The sequence below is a fragment of the Nostoc parmelioides FACHB-3921 genome (assembly GCF_014696625.1).
Classification (GTDB): Bacteria; Cyanobacteriota; Cyanobacteriia; order Cyanobacteriales; family Nostocaceae; genus Trichormus; species Trichormus parmelioides.
The window spans coordinates 23,903-42,112 of the sequence record NZ_JACJQL010000051.1 but is presented as its reverse complement, the minus strand read 5'-3'; the positions used below and the strand labels follow the sequence as shown (position 1 = coordinate 42,112).

Genomic DNA, 18,210 nt, shown 5'->3' with positions numbered 1-18,210 from the left:
AGTTGATTGGTCCCGATTGTGCGCGAGACCGGAGTCAGCTCCATGTCCGGCGGTATCTGTGGAATGAAGTATTTGGAATAAAACTCGCGCAGTGCTGGTTTCCCTACTCCCCCAATCATTACCGGAATGCCGTTAACGTAAGCATCCTCAACCATCGTGGCGAGAGCATCTTCAGTGTTGTGAGCGTCAAACTCGTGCCGCAGATGCTCATCCCAAAGTTCTTGCAAAGACTCCTGGGCTGGTGTCAAATTGGTAGTTGCTTGTAAAGAAGCTTGTCCGTCTACAGTTTGCTCTTTGACCATGATTAAATACTCCTGGTTCTATCTATCTAAAGTGTCTTGAGTTCCAATGCTTGACTGCTTTCAGATTCTTAAAATGATTTGTCAGATTTTTGTGATGTTAGTGAACTTGTTTCAATGGACGTATAAGCATTCAGCGCCTGTTTCACGAATCAGTTTGGCAGTTTTTTCACCTTCTGCATCGCGTCTGCCTGAGAATACTACCTTTGATCCAGCAGCACCAAATGCGATAACTTCTCTGCGAGACGCTACGCGAACGTTAAGCTTTCCTTCTCTACGAGAGGCTGCGCCCTAAGCGTAGCTATGCCGCAGGCTTTACGGAACGCTACGCGTAGCTTGCTTCCCCGTAGGGGTACGCTAACGCGGTTACACGACCAATTCCTGAAGTTCCGCCAGTGACTAACGCCACTTTATCTTGCAGTATCATTCTGTTTCTCCTGTTTCAATTTCGTCAGTTTGTATCGGGTAAGTTTGTCTCAGCAACTCAGTGACTTCTTGCGCGATCGCAATCAGGGCATGATTAACTGAGGAGTCGCGAAGAGAACCAGTCTGAGGTGTACCTTCATGCCCAGAATTATTCTTGCCTTGTACTAGTGAATGCGTCATAGAACTATCCTCAATGAAATACCGATTTGTAATTCACTAAATCAATACGCAGGAATTCAGTTGTTGGCATGGTTCAAAAAGCGGCAAATTTGTTCAGTGAAACAGGCAAAATCTAGCCATCAAAATTAGATGGCTTACAGCACTTACAGGCAAGTCAGATATGAATTGAGAGCAAAGATCGGGGAACTTAATAACTTGCAGCAATCATGGCAGCCATCAACTCCGTCGTGTTCCAGCGCTCGGTGTACCGAATTCCATTGATAAACAGGGCTGGGGTAGTCGTCACTCCACTCTGTATTCCGCCTTCGATATCTTCATTGATGCGATCGACATACACTTGTTTAGACAACTCTTTGAGAAATTGAGGAATGTCAAGCCCTAAATCATTGGCGTACTCGACAAGATAACCGTTCTCCAACCTTTGTTGATGGTCAAATAAAGTATCGCTCATTAACCAAAACTTTCCTTGGGCTTCGGCTGCTTGGGCTGCTTGGGCTGCCCGTTGTGCCTGGGGATGAATCTGGATCTGTGGAAAATGGCGGAAGATAAAACATAAATAATCCTCTCCAAAAGAAACCGTAAGCTCTTGCCGAATGATTTTAATCAGCTTGTAAACGGCTGCACTTCTGGGACATTGATAATCCCCATACATCACTAATACCACGGCGGCACTTAGCACACCTTGACTGTGATCTTGGATTGAAGCTGGCACAACTAAAGAACTGGAACTATGGTCGTCGATCATCTTTCTACATCTGTATCAAGCATGGAACCTTGCGATTCACTTGCTCAATCCACATGAATTCAATATAAGCAATTGGGTTTTAGTTGTCGTCTACAGTGAGTTAACATTTTTAGGCTGTAATTTGATGGAGCAGCCGCTCCTTCTTAAGATAGAAGGTAGGCTCTAACTCAAGTTAGACTCAAAACTTAATTGCACGGTCAATCCTATCTGTCTGACGTGATCAAGAACTGTTGCCTACATCATCTGACGGATCGGTCGAACAATCACTTCGTTGACATCGACATCATCCGGCTGAGACACGGCATACAGAACAGCGCTGGCAATCGTATCCGGGTTGAGTGCGTCTTTGCGAAGTTCTTTCAAGAAGCCTTTTGTTGGCTCGTCTGTGATATCAGAGCCGAGTTCGGTCTCAACCACGCCGGGAGAGATGGCGGTGACGCGAATCGTTTTTGACTCTTGCCGCAGTCCCTCAGAGATTGCCCAAACTGCATACTTGGTCGCGCAATAAACAGCAGCAGTGGGCACTACCACATGAGCACCAATAGATGCCGTATTGATGATCTGTCCGCCACCTTGCGCTTCCATGATCGGCAAAGCTGCTGCAATGCCATTCAACACGCCCTGGATATTCACGTTAATCATGTTGTCCCATTCCTCGACCTTCAAGGCGTTCATCGGCGATAAGGGCATCACGCCTGCATTGTTGAAGATGACATCGACGCGATCGAACTTGTCTTTCGCAAACCCAATGAACGCTTTCACATCTTCTCGATCGGTGACATCTACGGCTTTGAATTCTGCTGTACCACCTGAGGTGTGGATCTCCTCAACAATTTTTTCGAGCTTTTCGGTGCGCCGTGCGCCCAAAAGCACCTTTGCACCGTTTCGAGCGAGTAACTTAGCTGTGGCTTCGCCAATCCCGCTACTGGCTCCAGTGATCGCAATGACTTTGTTCTCAATGTTTAACATCGTTGTTTTCCTTTCTGTTCGAGTTGAGTGCTGTGAACTAAATATTGATTTCCATTTCCTGGGTCATGAAGGTGAAACCCTTGTCCACAATTCTGTAAACTTGCTCATGTCTAGGAAGGCGATCGCTTCGATTACTTGGTCGTCTTTCATGCGGAAATACCACGTGTAGGTGTTCCGATACGCTCTGCCGTCTCTGGCGGTCGCCTCCCCGTCCCACAGCACGATCACCATATCGCCATCCGCCCAGATGCCGCGCACAGTCGGGACGATTGGAGTTGATAATCGGGCACTGGTCGGGCTAACGACTTGATCGAGTAATGCTTGTCGGCTGCGATATGTGCCCGCAGTTGCACCCGTCCCAGTAATTGTCCAGGTTACATCCGGGGCAAGCAGATCAAATGCACTGCCAGTTCCGTTGCGCCATTGGTCGAAAGACTGCTGGACAGTTGCTTTGTTGCGTTGCTCGATCATCTGAGTTGCTTGTGCATCTGCTGGATTAGACGGAGTTGCTTGGGACAAGTCTGCGATCGCTGAAGGCTGAACCAGGAAGGACTGTTGATTCAATACTGTCGGGTAATCACTTGACCCAAACGCAGTCACATTCGATTGAATCTCTGCCTTCGCGCGAGCTTGCATCATCACCGGAATAGCCAACAGCCCAATCAGTCCTGCTCCCGTGAAAATTTGACTTAAATAACGCACTATTTCAATCTCCTCAAGCTAATTTTTACTTGGATTTGCTTCCAGTCAATCTATCAACAGCAGCTTCTATTGCAGTTTGTCCGGTGCGCGTTTCTATCTCTGGGCTACTTTCAAAGACGATATGACCAGAGTTGAAACCGCGCATCATCTCGCTGTAGCTGTTGACGGCTTCAGGTGAAAAGCCAAAGCTGGAAATCGTTGCTTGCCAGTCGCTTTCGGGAACAGCAATTGCCTGTACATTACGGTTAAGCACAGCGGCAAAAGCAGCAGCGACATCGTTTGGTGAGTAGTCGATCGGACCATGCAGTTCGATGATGCGCTGACCTTTCCAGTCTTCAATCATGGCTTCAGCCGCAGTGCGCCCGATGTCTTCGGTCGAAACCATAGGCAGCCGACGATCGAGTGGAGCAAAAAAACTGGGCAGTACCCCTTGTTCGGCAGCGATCGCGGCGGCACTCCCCCAATTCTCCATAAACGATGCCGCTCGCAGAACTGTGACGGGAACTGCCAAGTTGCCCAACATGCGCTCTAAAATATGGGTCGTCAAAATGTTGCCCGTACCGGAAGCGTGCTGTGAACCAACCGAAGACAGTAACACGACCTTCCGTGCATCAGCGTTTGTAAGGGCTTCAACATAACACTCGCCGATCTGTTCTGCCAGCGCAAACATATCGCTGACGTTGTAAGCAGGTGGGTTCATCACATAGACGGCATCCGCTTCACGCATCGCGGCGGTCATCGCTTCGACATCAGTGACTTCGGCAATCGCTACGTCTGCACCTTTCTCTCGCCATGTACTGGCAGCTTTATCAGAGCGCAAGACAACGCGCACTGGAAAATTTCTCTCAAGCAAAGCGTTAGCCACTGCTGAACCTGTCTGTCCCGTCGCTCCAAAAACTACATACATAAGGTTCTCCTGCTCATTAATCATTCCGGTCACTCAGGCGATTTTTGCCTTCTTGCATCATTGCCTGATCCTCATCTTGTCTATTCGTCTAAGTTCAGCATAGGTTGGAAAAGCTGTTCTTGAAATGCCCAAACCTATCCGATGATTGCCTAATTCTCCAGAGCGATCGTTTGCAGAGATTCTATAATGTCAACTGTAAGGTATTGAGTTAGTCGAGTCTCTGCTATGACAGTCGCAATCTCTCGCCCTGACATAATTGCGGATCACCGCCAAGAAATCGCCACACGGATCGTGCGGCATACCAAATCCAGCGGCAACATTATCCAACCCACGGCGATCGAGCAATTAGACTTTGCGCGCTCAGATACAGTATCTACCGCACCTCATAGCGTGTATGAACCCATCCTGGCGATCGTCGTTCAAGGTCAGAAAAAAGCATTTCTGGGTGAGGAGACATATCAGTATGGTGCAATGCAGTATCTCGTCGTTTCCGTTGATTTACCGCTGAGTGGCTTTGTGACTGAGGCGACACCTGACAAGCCGTATTTAGGGCTGAAGCTGAACTTAGACTTGATGCAATTGTGTGAGATGGTTGCCCAAATGGGTTCCAGTTCGGCAAAGCCAGAAAACTCTATTCGAGGTATAGCGGTTAGCAACGTCGATCCAGCGTTGATGGAGTGTGCCCTTCGCCTCGTCAAGCTCTTAGACACTCCGCAACACATCTCCATGCTGGCACCGTTAATGATTCGTGAACTCTATTACCATCTGCTGTTGGGTGAACAAGGGGAAGCCGTGCGTCAAATTGCCACATCCGGCAGTAATATGCAGCGAATTGCTTTAGCGATTCAACAAATCAAATCTGATTTTACCAAGCCGATGCGGATCGAGGATTTAGCGAGTCAGATCGGGATGTCTACTTCGTCGTTCCATCAGCATTTCAAGCAAGTCACTTCGATGAGTCCGCTTCAGTATCAGAAGCAGTTAAGACTATTAGAAGCGCGTCGTCTGATGTTAGCTGAGGATTTCGATGCGACCTCTACTGCCTACCAGGTGGGATATGAAAGTCCCTCACAGTTCAGTCGGGAATATTCGCGCTTGTTCGGTGCGCCGCCCATTCGAGACATTGAACGGTTACGGACAGCTTGAGCGAAGACTGCTAGTTATCCATTGACTACAGCAAACCCTATAAACTGACAATGCCGCGTTTAACGGCAACAATTACAGCTTGGGTGCGATCGCTTACATCCAACTTATTCAAAATCCGATTGACATGGGATTTAACAGTGCCTTCACCGATACTCAAAGCCGCCGCAATCTCGGCATTACTCATTCCCTGCGCCAGTGAGCGGAGTACTGCTAGTTCTCTTTCACTCAGTTCTGGATTGCTGAGGCGCTGTACCAACTTTGCTCCCACATCGGGCGGAATATACTTCTGGCCCCGATGAACGGTACGAATCGCATTAAGAAGCTCGTCCGGTTCAGTTTCTTTCAACAGGTATCCTTTTGCGCCTGCCTGCAATCCCCGATAAATATCTTCGTCACTATCATACGTGGTCAGTACAATAATCCGAGCAGATTTAGCAGTAGCACAAATTGCACCAATGGCGGCAACTCCTTCCACTTCAGGCATTCGCAGATCCATTAGCGTTACATCTGGTTGGTGTTCCCGAAAGGCGGCGATCGCTTGTTCCCCATTTTCGGCTTGTGCAATCACCTGCATCTCTGGGTCACGGTTAATAATCGTGGCTAATCCTTGCCGAAAAATGGCGTGATCGTCCGCAATTAGAACCCGAATGGTCGTAGCTTGGCTCATTGTAATGCTCACTCAAGGGTTGACGGTGACAATAATTTCTGTTCCTTGTCCAGGTTGACTCCTAATCGTGAGTTGTGCGCCGATGCGCTCTGCCCGTTCGCTCATGCCGAGTAAGCCAAAACCCTCAGAGGCTGAAATACTTCCAACTCCAAAGCCCTGTCCATTGTCTCTCACGCGCAAGCAAAACTGGTCGCGATCGTAGACTAGCTCCACTCGAATTTCGTCGGCATTGGCGTATCTAATCGCATTAGTTAAGGCTTCCTGCCCAATCCGCAGTAGGTTATTCTCGACTTCAGTGGGTAGAGAATACACTGCACCCTCAATCTCATAATATAAGGTGGTGTCAGTTGCAGCAGCCCTGATTTGAGCGACGAGACGATGGAGAGCGCTCTGTAAACTGCCCTCCTCCAAAAGCTGAGGACGGAGCGCAATTACCGATCGCCGTGCTTCAGTCAGTCCAGTTCGTGCCAATTCTTTGATCAGATCCAGGTGTGCCTGAGCTGCTTCTACATCATCCGTTAGCACCTGTTTTGCAGCACCGACCTGAGCCAGAATCCCTGTAAACGCCTGAGCGAGTGTATCGTGAATTTCGCGTGCCATACGGTTACGTTCTTCTAAAATTGAGGCTTCTTCTGCTTGCTTCTGCGCCGTAATATCTCGCACCAGCCAAATCACCTGATCGTGGCTGATTGGGGCAATGCGAGCCGAAAACCACATTTCTCGTCCATTTAGAAACGCACCATACTCGACTGTGAGGATTTGTTGGGTTCTCAGTACCTGCTGAATATAACCTAGAAACTCATCAGCTTCTTCCCTTCCGAGTTGATGCATAGTTTTACCAATCATCTCCTCAAAGGGTTGCCATAGCAGATTTCGTTCCAGTACCATTATTTCAAGGAATCGCCCTTCAGCAGAGAATACAAATAATGGATCGGGAATGGCTGAAAAGAGCGCCCGCAGTTCTGCTTCAGAGGCTTGCAATGCTGCTTCTGCTTGCTTGCAATCGTTGATATCCGTAACAACTCCCAACGCTCGGATGGGTTCACCGGATTCATTCCAGGTAACAATTTTGCCGACAGAACGAATCCATTTCCACTGACCATCCTGGGTACGAAGGCGATACTCTACTTGAAAGTTGGGGATTTCTCCAGTAATACAAGCACGGTAGGTTGCGACAACTGATTCTCTGTCATCAGGATGCAAACGAGCAATCCATTCAGGAATGGTTTCGTGGAATGTTGCTGGATCGTAGCCCAGCATTAAAGCGTATTCCGGGTTAACAATTCTTTCTTCAGTCTTTAAATCGAAATCGTAGAGTCCTTGATTTGAAGCGGTTAATGCTAAGCGTAGTCGTTCTTCACTCGTTTGTAGAGCGGCTTCTGTTTGTTTGAGATCGCTAATATCCGCAATCACCCCTTCAATGTAGTCATCGTCTGCATTTAGATAAGCAGAGAAAAGTCCCCAAAACACTGTCCCATCTCGTTTTCGCCCCTGTGCTTCATAGCTTCGCACTTCCCCATCCCGCTTCAGCACCTCAAGGAATTTTTGGCGATCGCTGGGATTTACATAGTAGTCTGTGGCGTGTTCAAACCCAATCATCTCCTCTGATGAATCAAAGCCAAGCAGATTGGCATAGCGTTGATTGGCATCGAGAAGTAATCCATCCGAGAGGCGGGTGCGGAAGATGCCAACCTGTGAGTTTTCAAAAATATTGCGGAACTTAGCTTCGCTGCGTTGTAATGCCTCTTCTGCTTGTCTGCGCTGGGTGGTGTCATTGCCCACCGATAAGATTTCAACGACCTCTCCCTGTTCATTGAAGATGACTTGATTCGACCAGGCAATCCAAACCCGTCTACCATCTCGACAAAGGTTTTCATTCTCGGTTTGCAAGTAAGCTTGAGGCAAGGAAGCTTCAAGATTGTGAAACAGATTGTGAACAAACTGCTTGAGATCGCGTCCAGATGTTTCGGTTTCTGGAACGATTGTTTCCAGTAGGGTACGCCCTAGAATCTGATCTTCCTCATAGCCAAAAAAGCTCAGTCCATAGTCATTCATGTATCGAATTCGTCCTTGCCTATCCGTGCGAAGGATGATTGAATTTGCAGTTTGAATCAGGTTACGGTAATTGGCCTCACTTTGTCGTAACGCAGCAGTTCGTTCTGCGACCTGTTGCTCTAAAGTGCAGTTGTAGTCGGCTAGGAGTTTCTCGGCTTGTTTGCGCTCTGTAATATCTTGAAAGGTAGCGATCGCATAAGTGATATTGCCCTGTCGATCGAAAACTGGTGTTCCCCGTGCCTCAATTAGAATTGAGACACGATCTCGACGAATTTCTATATCTTCAGTCCTAATGCGTTCGCCCCTTAATGCCCGCACAATAGGCAAGCTCTCCGCTGGATAAATTTGATCCGTTCCCGCTACATAAAGCTGATAAGCCTCTGATATCTGCTCCGGTGCGATGGAAGTATCAGTTTCTTTGCCCGTGAGTTGATTGCCGCATTGGTTGGTATAGTAAGGGCAACCCGTCGCATCCACGATCGCAATTCCCACCGGAATCGCTTCAAGGAATTGGGCGATCTTGCTTTCCTTAGCCTGTAGTTCTGAGTAAAGGTTGGCATTTTCGATGGCGATCGCTGCTTGAGTCGATAATAGCTGCAAGACCTGCGATCGCTCTGGTGTAAATACTCCAGCTGCTAACCGATTTTCTAAATATAATACACCGACCAGCTTGGCTTGATTCAGCAGCGGCAAACAGAAAATAGATTGAGGCTGGTTCTGTTGAATGTATGGCTCATTAATAAAAGCATCTTCACGAGTCGCATCATTTAAGGTGACAGGCTTCAGAGTCCGAATCACATATTGAATGATTGATTCTGGCAATTGATCGGCAATTGGAATAGACTGTAACACCTGAGTCGCACAAGCATTCTCATCGGCATTGAGTTCACAAGCCGCTTCAATCGACCATTCTCCTGAGTTTTCTAAAATCAGATATCCGGTTTGTGCGCCAGCATTCTCAATCAAAGTTTGCATCAGCGATCGCAGCAATTGCTTCAGTTCAATTTCACGAGAAATCGCCTGTGAAGCTTTCATCACTGCTGCTAAATCGAAAGCGGTATGGAAGGGATTAGTGATAGTTTCAGTAGTAATAGGAACTGATGCGGAAGCAGCTCTAGACGACTGAGAAAAGAACTGTGGATAGCGAGTTTCTAAGTCTTTAACTTTAGCAGTTGCGCCCCAGCGATCGTAGCAATAGTGCGCCTCTTTCATATAAGTTTGAGCAATTTTTTCTCGGCCTCGTGCCAGATAATGTTTAGCCGCTAATTCATAAGCTAATGCTTCTTCCTGGATAAACTCATGCTCAGTAGCACCTGCGATCGCCCGTTCATAAAACTCCTCAGCCTCAAGAAATTGCCCTAAGACTCGCGCTTTCTCTGCCTCGACTAGATAAAATTTATGTAGATAATTCATTGGGGCGTGTTCTGCCCATTTCTGCATCTTTTCTTGGTTGGTGTTAACACAGTTTAGCCAAGCTACTTTTTGGGAGTTTGAAGCATCGAGCAATAGGCTCAAAAGCGCCAGCGAATGATAGAAACAGAATACAGGTAAAACCTTTATTGCCGTCGCTTCTTCAAAATGTCGCCTTGCCAAAATAGCAGTCTGTCCAGCTTGATGGTGTTCTCCAAATAGATAACACAACATGACTTTGTGCAAATAGAGTATTTGGATTGCAGTTCCATCTTTAATTGCAATAGCGTGTGATAACGCCTCCTCTTCATTACACAGCCGACCAACTAAGCGACTGGGATTAAGAGACCTATCTAACAAATTAAGAATGGTCTGCCACACCATTGCAATCCAAGTTGAGGGGCTTTCCCGCCTGATTCGATCAACCGCTTTGCTGTAGGTTGCCATTTTCTGTTCCAGTTGGGTGAGTTCCTCACCGACGAAAAACGAGTTGTAGCACACGTCATATGCAGCATAACCAGCGGTTTCAAAGTCTCCGGTTTCCACTCCTTCCTGATAAGCCTCAACCAGCAGTGGTATCGTCTCCTTAAGATGTACTTTCCATTGCATAACGTGATCACTAAATAACTGTAATGCTTTAGCCTTGCCTTTTCTGGTCTTCAATCGTTCTGCCAAGCTAAGAGCCAATTGACCAAATTTATAGCCGAGTTCAATGTCTTGAACAACTCCACATAGAAAAAATCCGTAGGCAGCATAATACAGTGGTGACCAGATAGCATTACCGTAGTTGATTGATAAATTGACCGTTTTACAAGTAATCAGTATCATCAGTGCTGGTGATACTATGAATGCAGCAGCCCCTATATTCGCTAGGATTGACATTGCTGCTAGCGGTTCTGGTGCAGTCATCTCTGGTAAATTAATCAAGTCTTCAATTTCTCGTTGGGCGAGTAGTGCCGCCGTTGACTCCAATCTGCCTCGAACATCTAACTCACTTGGATTTTCTGGTAAAATCACTCCCAGGAGCTTCAACACTTCCAAGCCAATTTTGAGTGCTTCTTTCAGGTTGCCCTGTGACAAATATCCTTGAATTCTGCTATCGTAAGCCTGCACTTTGTCAACCACTGTTTTGGCACGAGCGAGTACTACTTCTACCAACTGTTCCATCTCATCAAAGCAACCATGAAGATATGCTGCTTCTGCTGCTTGGGAGTACAGCGCTAAGGTGAGGTCATACTCACTGAGCCAACTCTCCCAATTGAGGAGTTTAAGCCCTGTAGTGAAATACTTAAAAGCTGCTTCATAAGCCGTTGCTGCCTTTGCTTTCTGACCTGCCATTAAATTCAATCTGGCAATTTCAGTTCGTTCTGATCGAGCAGTGACTAGCTCAAGTCCTTGATTGAGATGATCGATGATTTCAAACAACCTATCGGATCGTTGCTCTGGTGAAGTTTTCTCGAGCAATTTGCGACCAATTTGGAGATGAACAACCTGTTTGTGCGATTCATCAATCAAAACATAAGCCGCTTGCTGAACGCGATCGTGCGAAAACTTATACTCTTGAACTAACAAACCTTCGTCCAATTCAGATAGAGGTTGAATTAATCCCGCTTGTATTGCTTCTAATAAATCCTGGAAAATTGCTTTCGGTAATTTTTCGCAAACGATCGCCAATGTTTCTAAATCAAACTCAGACCCAACACAAGCAGCGATGGAGAGAACTTGCTGTGTTGCTTCCGGCAATTTCTGCAACTGACGCAGCAGCAACTCCACCACATTAGCAGTGATATCTTGAGCTTCAATCTCAGCTAGGTTCCACTGCCAACTCAACTGTTGGGCATCAAAGGTCAACAGGTTTTCGCTATGCAGCAGCTTCAAAAATTCACCAACAAAGAAAGGGTTGCCCTCGGTTTTACGCAACACGACTTGGGCTAAGGAACGAACGGGAACGGTATCAGGATTGCGATGTAATGTCTCAGCTATCAGTTGACTCAACGGTTCCAGCGTTAAGGGGGTCAGGATGATTTCCTGAAGTACTGCTCCCTGGTTTCGCAAGCTCTCCAGCATCAAAATTAATGAATGCGTTGGAGACACTTCATGATCTCGATAGGCTCCGATCAAAAACAGAGATTGAGTTTGCTCGTCAAGCAATATGAGTTCAATTAACTTCAACGTCGCGGAATCGACCCACTGTAGATCGTCTAAAAAGATGACCAGGGGATGCTCTTTTGCACAAAACACCCGCACAAACCTTTGAAAAGTTAAATTGAAGCGATTCTGTGCCTCAGTTGCTCCAACTTCTGGTACGGGTAACTGCTTGCCAATAATGAACTCAACTTCGGGAATGACATCTATGATAATTTGCCCATTGCTTCCTAAAGCTGAGAGCAGGCGCTCTTGCCACTGTTGCACTTGCTCATCCGGTTCCCCCAGAAGTTGCTGCACCAACTTTTGCAGGGCATCCACAATAGCGCTGTAGGGAATATTGCGCCTGAATTGGTCAAATTTACCAGATATGAAATAGCCGTGCTTTGCTGTGATGGGTTTATAGAGTTCTTGCACCAATGCTGTTTTGCCAACGCCAGCGTAACCAGCAACGAGCATGAGTTCGACATTGAATTGAGCATTTTCTATGCCTGACTCTAGTTGACAAATTTCGCCAAACGTCTCTTTTCTAGCCACTCTGTCAAACGCCGCCAATAATGCTTTAGTCTGGGCTTCTCGTCCATACAGTTTCTGAGGAATGCAAAACTGTTCTGAAACATCTTGTCGTCCCAACGACATGGCGTTGATCTGACCCATTTCTGCCAGTTGCCCGGCGCAGCGTTCTAGATCCGCTTTGATGCCCCAGGCACTTTGATAGCGATCCTCCGCATTTTTCGCCATCAACTTCAAAATTATGCCTGAAATGGGTTTGGGAATCGTGGCGTTCAATTCATGCACAGGAATCGGCGGTTTGGCAATATGGCAATGAACTAGCTCCAGGATGTCTTGAGTGGGGAACGGTAGCTGTCCAGTTAACAGTTCGTAGAAGGTTACGCCCAGCGAGTAGAAATCGGTGCGATAGTCGATCATCCGGTTCATCCGCCCGGTTTGCTCTGGCGACAGATAGGCAAGCGTGCCTTCTAACACATGGGGACTTTTGAACGTCGGATTGGTGCGGTTAAATTGGGTCGCAACCCCAAAATCAATAATTTTGACAACGCCAGTATCAGGATTGAGGACGATGTTTCCAGGGTTAATATCTTTATGAATGATATTGGCTGCATGGATTCTGCCAAGAATGTCGCTCAGGGCGATCGCAATACCAAGAAAAGTGGATAAAGGCATCGGGCAGAAAATATCTGGACGCTTTTGCATCCATTTTTCTAGGGACTCTCCCCCAAAATCTTCTAAGAGAATCACCAGAGTGCGTTGATAGTCCTGCTGGCTGTATGCCTTGATAACTCCTTCCAGATTCAGGGAGCGAATAATTTTATATTCCTGTCTGTAGCGGGTTAGTTCTTGGGGAGAGGGATAATCAAGCTTTAGCATTTTTACGACGATCTCTACTCCATCCTCTCTAATGCCCCGGTACACTAGAGAATTGGAACTTTCGTATATTTTGTTTTGGATAGCAATACCAGGCAGAGTGATCATAGAGCAACTCTTGAAAGGATAATCTGGTACACCTCAAACTATACAGCAATCCAGCTATCACATTTTTCATCTTCTGAAATTTTATCAAGATAGGGAAGAAGGGGGGAATTAAACAATTTATCAAGGGTAACAATACCTTCGCCAATTTAAGAGGGTGAGTTGATGTACAAACTCCCATTTCTCCGAAGCTGGGCAAAAACAATCAGTCCTAAAAATTCCTTCCAGGTTTATCGCAAGGCTTTTTTAATTTTTGTAGACTCTTCTTTTGGCAAAAGTATTGTATAAATAAGTATTTTTTCATAAATATAAATTTGTCTTTATTAACCAACAGCAGAATATTAATTATTGCTTTCCACTCAACCGGCCTGTTTGATAAAAATCAAGCAGGTTAGGGAAAGCTTTTTCTAGCAACCAGTTCCGCCCAATTTCTGATTCGGGAATATTTGAAGCAGCCATGTAATAACCACTTCTGTAAGCAGCTACACCTAAACAAGCTTGTAGGCTGGATATAGCCCGTGAAGAAACTGGAATAGCCATCAAATCTTGTATATGACTGGGATGATAATTTTGTCCTACCAGTAAAAAATGAACTAAAGTATGAACCAACCGGGATAAAACAACTGTTCGGTCTTGCCAACGTTCTAAACGGGTCTTCATACGGAAGTAATCAGGTAAATCAGCTGCTAGAGATTCATCAAGGAACAAATCGCTTTGGCTTTCGATAAAATTAGAATCCAGACCTATAAATTGTTTGAGAAAAACAAGCGTTTTGCCCCAACGTTCGTGTTCCTTAGTTTCAGGAGAGAACGCACCTTCTGAATAATGTGAACCATACTTTTCTTGAAGCTGTACAACCGCCTCTTGGTTAATATCACCTTGCCAGTCAGATTCAACAAAAAACTCTTTTAAAATATCTTGCAAGTAGATGGATGAAAACTCACAAATATCTGGTGCTTCATCATCAAAATCGTCTTCATAAGTATCAATAAGGAATTTCTCTAATTTGATTTCTAGCTCTTGCTTTCTATTAACTGGCAGTAATGATTTAGCGTCTTCTAATGATAAAGGAAAATCTAAATAAGGATGACCTTTGGCTAAGTAAGAATCACTCAAATCTGCCAAACTTTCAAGCGTAATAGTCCGGGCAAAATACTCATCTTGTGGGTGTACACATATCCCGTCTAATTCCTTATCCACCAACATCATAGTAATTGCCAGTAGAGCAAACCATGAAGCATCGTGCAAACAAGTCGGTAAATCAGCAATTAAATCTACTAACTTCAGTTCTAGAATTTCTCCCCAAACGCCTATCCTAGCGGTATTAGAAACATCACAAAAATGCTCGACCTCTTCTCCAACAGATGTCTCTCCTAACCACGTAAGATTTTCTACTTGCAAAGGTGAGGAGTAGTCAGGTGTTAGCCGATTTTGGCTGTCCTCATCGAACTGTATCCACATCAAAGCCAAGAGTATCAGCTTACAAATACTTACTCGCTTCACGAGAAGATATTCAAGCATAAGTCATTACTTATAATTTTTAGATACATACCACGACATTGGCGATCCCACCATAGCACAGGATTATTAGCCGTTCCTTAGTAAAAACCGCAATGGTATGAGAAACAGGGATAAAAAATAACTCACAAGTATGAATCAAAAAGTGTGCTTTAAATAAAACAATTCGTCAAAATGATAAATCCTAAAAGAACTAATGCTGACGCAGCAATAAGAGAAATATATCAATTCTCGCGTTATGAACTATATCAACAAAGTCATGCTAGTTGGCAGATGTGGACAAGAACCCGATCTAAAATTTTTCGAGTCGGGCGCAGTTAAGGCTTCAATCTCTATTGCAGTAAGACCACCCTACAGAAGTGAACAAGCTCTTTGGTTTGATTTAGTCGCTTGGGGAAATCAAGCAGAAGTGATTGGAAATTACGTTCGTAAAGGAACTCAAATTGCAATTACTGGTGAGTTTGGATTTGATCGTTGGGCTGATAAAAATTCTGGCACTATGCGGCAAAAACCTGTAATCACAATCAACACCATCGAATTATTAGGTTCACCCCGTAAGGAAGAATCTACATCTACTTCTGTACCGAACGAAACACAGGCTGTAGCTAACGCAAATTTCTAGAAAATTACAAATCGCCTATGCAGTATAAATCATAGGCGATTAACCATCTAATCAATCTAATCAATCTACAAACCAAACTACCATGATTCATAATACTGCAACTATTAATCTTAAATCAGTGAACACAACCCACGACAAAGAAGGTTCCTTGATTGCTTTTGGGATTGCTGAATTCTACTACCGTTCCAAGGAAGGAGTCGTTACTGACGAGATACCATTCCGTTCCAAAGGCGCACCTGCTGTCGTCATCAACGGACAAGGGGAAGGCGTACATGGTACAGCAGAAGGATATCTTGATTTAGTGGTAGATAACAGGGGTGAATACAAAGAAAAGATTGCCACATTCGTAATTAGAAACTTTATCTCAGCACAACCGATTAACGAACTTACCCAAGTTAGCAAAAACTCTCACTCGCCTGAAACTCCCGATTTTGCCAAGGAACTACTAGAAGATAACATTACTTCGACAAATGAAGACCTAGACGAAGAACCCCCATTTTAGAACCAACTAACTGAATAATGCTAGTCCAGGCAGGTTTACTGGTTTGAACTAGCGTTATTTTTTTTCAAAAATCCAAAATAAAAATCCACTGTTTGGTAGAATCGCTGACATGGGTTCACAAAATCGCTTCATTAATATATGTCATCAACCAAAATAATTGCCACTTTCAATCAGTCAGGTGGTGCAGCTAAAACGACTATTACACACAATCTTGGATACCACCTTGCTAAAAAACACCGGGTACTGCTTGTGGATATGGACCCACAAGCATCACTAACAGCTTTTATGGGATTAGGGGAAGTCAAGCTGCAAACTGAACAAACCATCTATGGTGCGATCGCTGAAGAAACTCCCCTGTATATATGGGAAAAACCTATTCACGGGATGCACATTGTACCAACAAATATCCAATTGGCAGGTACGGAGCAAAAAATTTTTCATGACTTGACCATCGACAACCGCCAACGGCTCAAGTTTGTGCTATCAAATGTACTTGACCAGTATGATTATATTTTGATTGATTGCCCGCCTTCTCTAGGAATCCTAAGCATTATGAGCTTAGTCGCTGCTTCACACGTTATTATTCCTGTTGAAACGCAATATAAGTGCTATCTTGGCACCAACCAACTGCTAGAAACAATTGCCCGGCTCAAAAAAGGAGGACACCAAAAATTACAAATTGCCTGTATAATTCCAACCAAATACGATAATCGTAATCTTCAAGACACAGGAATACTGGAAGAAATTAAACAACAGGTTGAAGGACGGATACACGTTACTGCCCCCATTCCTAAATCAACAGCTTTTCCTGACGCAACCCAAGCACATCTACCACTTGCACTCCACAAGAAAAACCACCCCGCAGTTAGCATACTCGAAGAAATTACAAAATATATTACTCAACTGTCAGTAACTCAGGGACAAAGCCACTGAGCTTGTAAAAGAAATCAAGCAAGCTGTACTGACCAGTCTAAGTCTTAACTGACTACGTTTTTTGAGTCACGATACCAGAGAATGCGAAGCTAGTTTTCTGCTCTATCATTTGCAATTAAACAGTTTTAAAGTCACTGAAACAGTGTTGCAAATCTAAAAAGCTCTTAAAACATTGACGAAGCTAACATTACCCGAAAGGAGGGACTAATGTCCAAAGTATTTGTTTTAGATACCGAAAAAAGACCCTTAGACCCAATTCATCCAGCGCAAGCTAGACAGTTATTAGGAAACAAAAAAGCAGCAGTATTTCGGCGTTTTCCTTTCACAATTATTCTGAAAGAATCTAGAGCAGATGCATCTGTATCTGACTTGAGAATTAAGCTAGACCCTGGAGCTAAAATAACGGGAATAGCATTAGTCAATGATTCCACAGGTGAAGTAGTTTTTGCTGCTGATTTAAAGCATAGAGGCTTCGCTATCAGAGATGCTTTGATTTCCAGAAGGCAACTAAGACGTAGTAGGAGGAATCGCAAAACACGATACAGAAAACCCAGATTTCTCAACAGAATTAGACCAGAAGGATGGTTAGCTCCTAGCCTTATGAGTCGGGTTCACAATGTTGAAACATGGGTAAACAGATTACGCAAATTCGCACCAATCACAGCGATTAGTACCGAATTAGTCAAGTTTGATATGCAATTAATGCGTAATCCTAAAATCGAAGGTAAGGAATATCAACAAGGTACGTTAGCTGGATATGAAACCAGAGAATTTCTTCTAGAAAAATGGAACAGACAATGCGCCTATTGTGGTATCAAAGATATACCTTTACAGATTGAACACATTCACCCACGCTCAAAGGGAGGTTCTAATTCAATCACTAACCTTACTTTGAGTTGCGAAAAATGTAACGTCAAAAAAGGAACTAAAGATATTAAAGACTTTCTCAAAAAAGATCCTACTAGATTACAGAAAATTTTGGTACAAGCCAAGAAACCATTAGCTGATGCAGCAGCAGTCAATGCCACTAGATACAAACTTCTAGAGGTTTTAAAATCAACTGACTTACCCGTTGAGTGTGGTTCTGGTGGATTAACGAAGTTCAATAGAACTAATCAACAATTACAAAAAACTCATTGGTTAGACGCTGCTTGTGTTGGTCAATCAACTCCAATATTAATTATCAAAGGTATCAAACCGTTGTTAATTACCGCTAATGGACACGGAACAAGGCAGATGTGTAGAACTGACAAATTTGGATTTCCTAATAGATATGTTCCCAAACTGAAATTTATCAAAGGTTTTCAGACAGGTGATATTGTTAAAGCTGTTGTCACCAATGGAAAAAAAATTGGTGAATATATTGGACGTGTAGCTGTACGTTCTACAGGTAGCTTTAATATCTCTGCTCAGAGAGGATTGATTCAAGGAATAAACTATAAGTTCTGTAAATCAATTCACAAAAAAGATGGTTACAGTTATTCAAGTTAAAA

13 protein-coding genes and 1 pseudogene are annotated in these 18,210 nt (G+C 44.5%); 5 read left to right on the top strand and 9 right to left on the bottom strand.

Translation table 11 applies throughout. The annotated features are described in order from the left end of the window. The 6 genes and pseudogenes from H6G14_RS24650 to H6G14_RS24625 form a co-directional block, all read right to left on the bottom strand. Positions 1 to 302: pseudogene (locus H6G14_RS24650) on the bottom strand (hypothetical protein); the annotation flags it as partial. Positions 303 to 722: 420 nt separating this feature from the next. Continuing rightward, positions 723 to 905 carry a hypothetical protein gene (locus tag H6G14_RS24645; RefSeq protein ID WP_041457393.1) on the bottom strand — a complete coding sequence of 61 codons (183 nt, stop codon included), beginning with the start codon at positions 903 to 905 and terminating at the stop codon, positions 723 to 725. Positions 906 to 1,092: 187 nt separating this feature from the next. Then, a complete protein-coding gene (locus H6G14_RS24640) occupies positions 1,093 to 1,650 on the bottom strand; it encodes a DsbA family protein (protein WP_190570485.1) in 558 nt (185 codons plus the stop codon). Positions 1,651 to 1,884: 234 nt separating this feature from the next. Beyond that, on the bottom strand, positions 1,885 to 2,619 hold the full coding sequence (locus tag H6G14_RS24635) for an SDR family oxidoreductase (RefSeq protein ID WP_190570483.1): 735 nt from the start codon (positions 2,617 to 2,619) through the stop codon (positions 1,885 to 1,887). A gap of 63 nt (positions 2,620 to 2,682) precedes the next feature. Next, on the bottom strand, positions 2,683 to 3,321 hold the full coding sequence (locus H6G14_RS24630; RefSeq protein WP_190570481.1) for a nuclear transport factor 2 family protein: 639 nt from the start codon (positions 3,319 to 3,321) through the stop codon (positions 2,683 to 2,685). A gap of 25 nt (positions 3,322 to 3,346) precedes the next feature. After that, positions 3,347 to 4,252, bottom strand: coding sequence for an NmrA family NAD(P)-binding protein (locus H6G14_RS24625; RefSeq protein ID WP_224311648.1), 906 nt, complete (start codon positions 4,250 to 4,252; stop codon positions 3,347 to 3,349). A 201-nt stretch (positions 4,253 to 4,453) separates the two neighbouring features. On the opposite strand from H6G14_RS24625, the gene H6G14_RS24620 reads away from it, so the two are divergent. Beyond that, positions 4,454 to 5,374, top strand: coding sequence for an AraC family transcriptional regulator (locus H6G14_RS24620; RefSeq protein ID WP_190570479.1), 921 nt, complete (start codon positions 4,454 to 4,456; stop codon positions 5,372 to 5,374). Positions 5,375 to 5,411: 37 nt separating this feature from the next. Here H6G14_RS24620 and H6G14_RS24615 read toward each other — a convergent pair whose 3' ends face one another. The 3 genes from H6G14_RS24615 to H6G14_RS24605 all read right to left on the bottom strand — a co-directional run bounded on the left by H6G14_RS24615 (position 5,412) and on the right by H6G14_RS24605 (position 14,663). Further along, positions 5,412 to 6,041 (bottom strand): response regulator, encoded by a 630-nt coding sequence (locus H6G14_RS24615; RefSeq protein ID WP_011316786.1) that lies wholly within the window; start codon positions 6,039 to 6,041, stop codon positions 5,412 to 5,414. 12 nt (positions 6,042 to 6,053) lie between these two features. Continuing rightward, positions 6,054 to 13,145 (bottom strand): PAS domain S-box protein, encoded by a 7,092-nt coding sequence (locus tag H6G14_RS24610; RefSeq protein ID WP_190570477.1) that lies wholly within the window; start codon positions 13,143 to 13,145, stop codon positions 6,054 to 6,056. Positions 13,146 to 13,487: 342 nt separating this feature from the next. Continuing rightward, complete coding sequence (locus tag H6G14_RS24605) at positions 13,488 to 14,663, bottom strand: hypothetical protein (protein ID WP_190570475.1); 1,176 nt, start codon at positions 14,661 to 14,663, stop codon at positions 13,488 to 13,490. 235 nt (positions 14,664 to 14,898) lie between these two features. On the opposite strand from H6G14_RS24605, the gene ssb reads away from it, so the two are divergent. The 4 genes from ssb (at position 14,899) to iscB (ending at position 18,208) form a co-directional block, all read left to right on the top strand. After that, the gene (gene ssb, locus H6G14_RS24600) at positions 14,899 to 15,282 is read left to right on the top strand and encodes a single-stranded DNA-binding protein (RefSeq protein ID WP_096553012.1); all 384 of its coding nucleotides are present in this window, start codon (positions 14,899 to 14,901) and stop codon (positions 15,280 to 15,282) included. Between the two features lie 82 nt (positions 15,283 to 15,364). Beyond that, complete coding sequence (locus H6G14_RS24595) at positions 15,365 to 15,784, top strand: hypothetical protein (protein ID WP_185564188.1); 420 nt, start codon at positions 15,365 to 15,367, stop codon at positions 15,782 to 15,784. A gap of 138 nt (positions 15,785 to 15,922) precedes the next feature. Continuing rightward, entirely contained in the window at positions 15,923 to 16,717 is a 795-nt protein-coding gene (locus H6G14_RS24590) for a ParA family protein (protein ID WP_190570473.1), read from the top strand. A gap of 207 nt (positions 16,718 to 16,924) precedes the next feature. Continuing rightward, positions 16,925 to 18,208 (top strand): RNA-guided endonuclease IscB, encoded by a 1,284-nt coding sequence (gene iscB / locus H6G14_RS24585; RefSeq protein ID WP_190570471.1) that lies wholly within the window; start codon positions 16,925 to 16,927, stop codon positions 18,206 to 18,208. Positions 18,209 to 18,210: the final 2 nt, after the last annotated feature.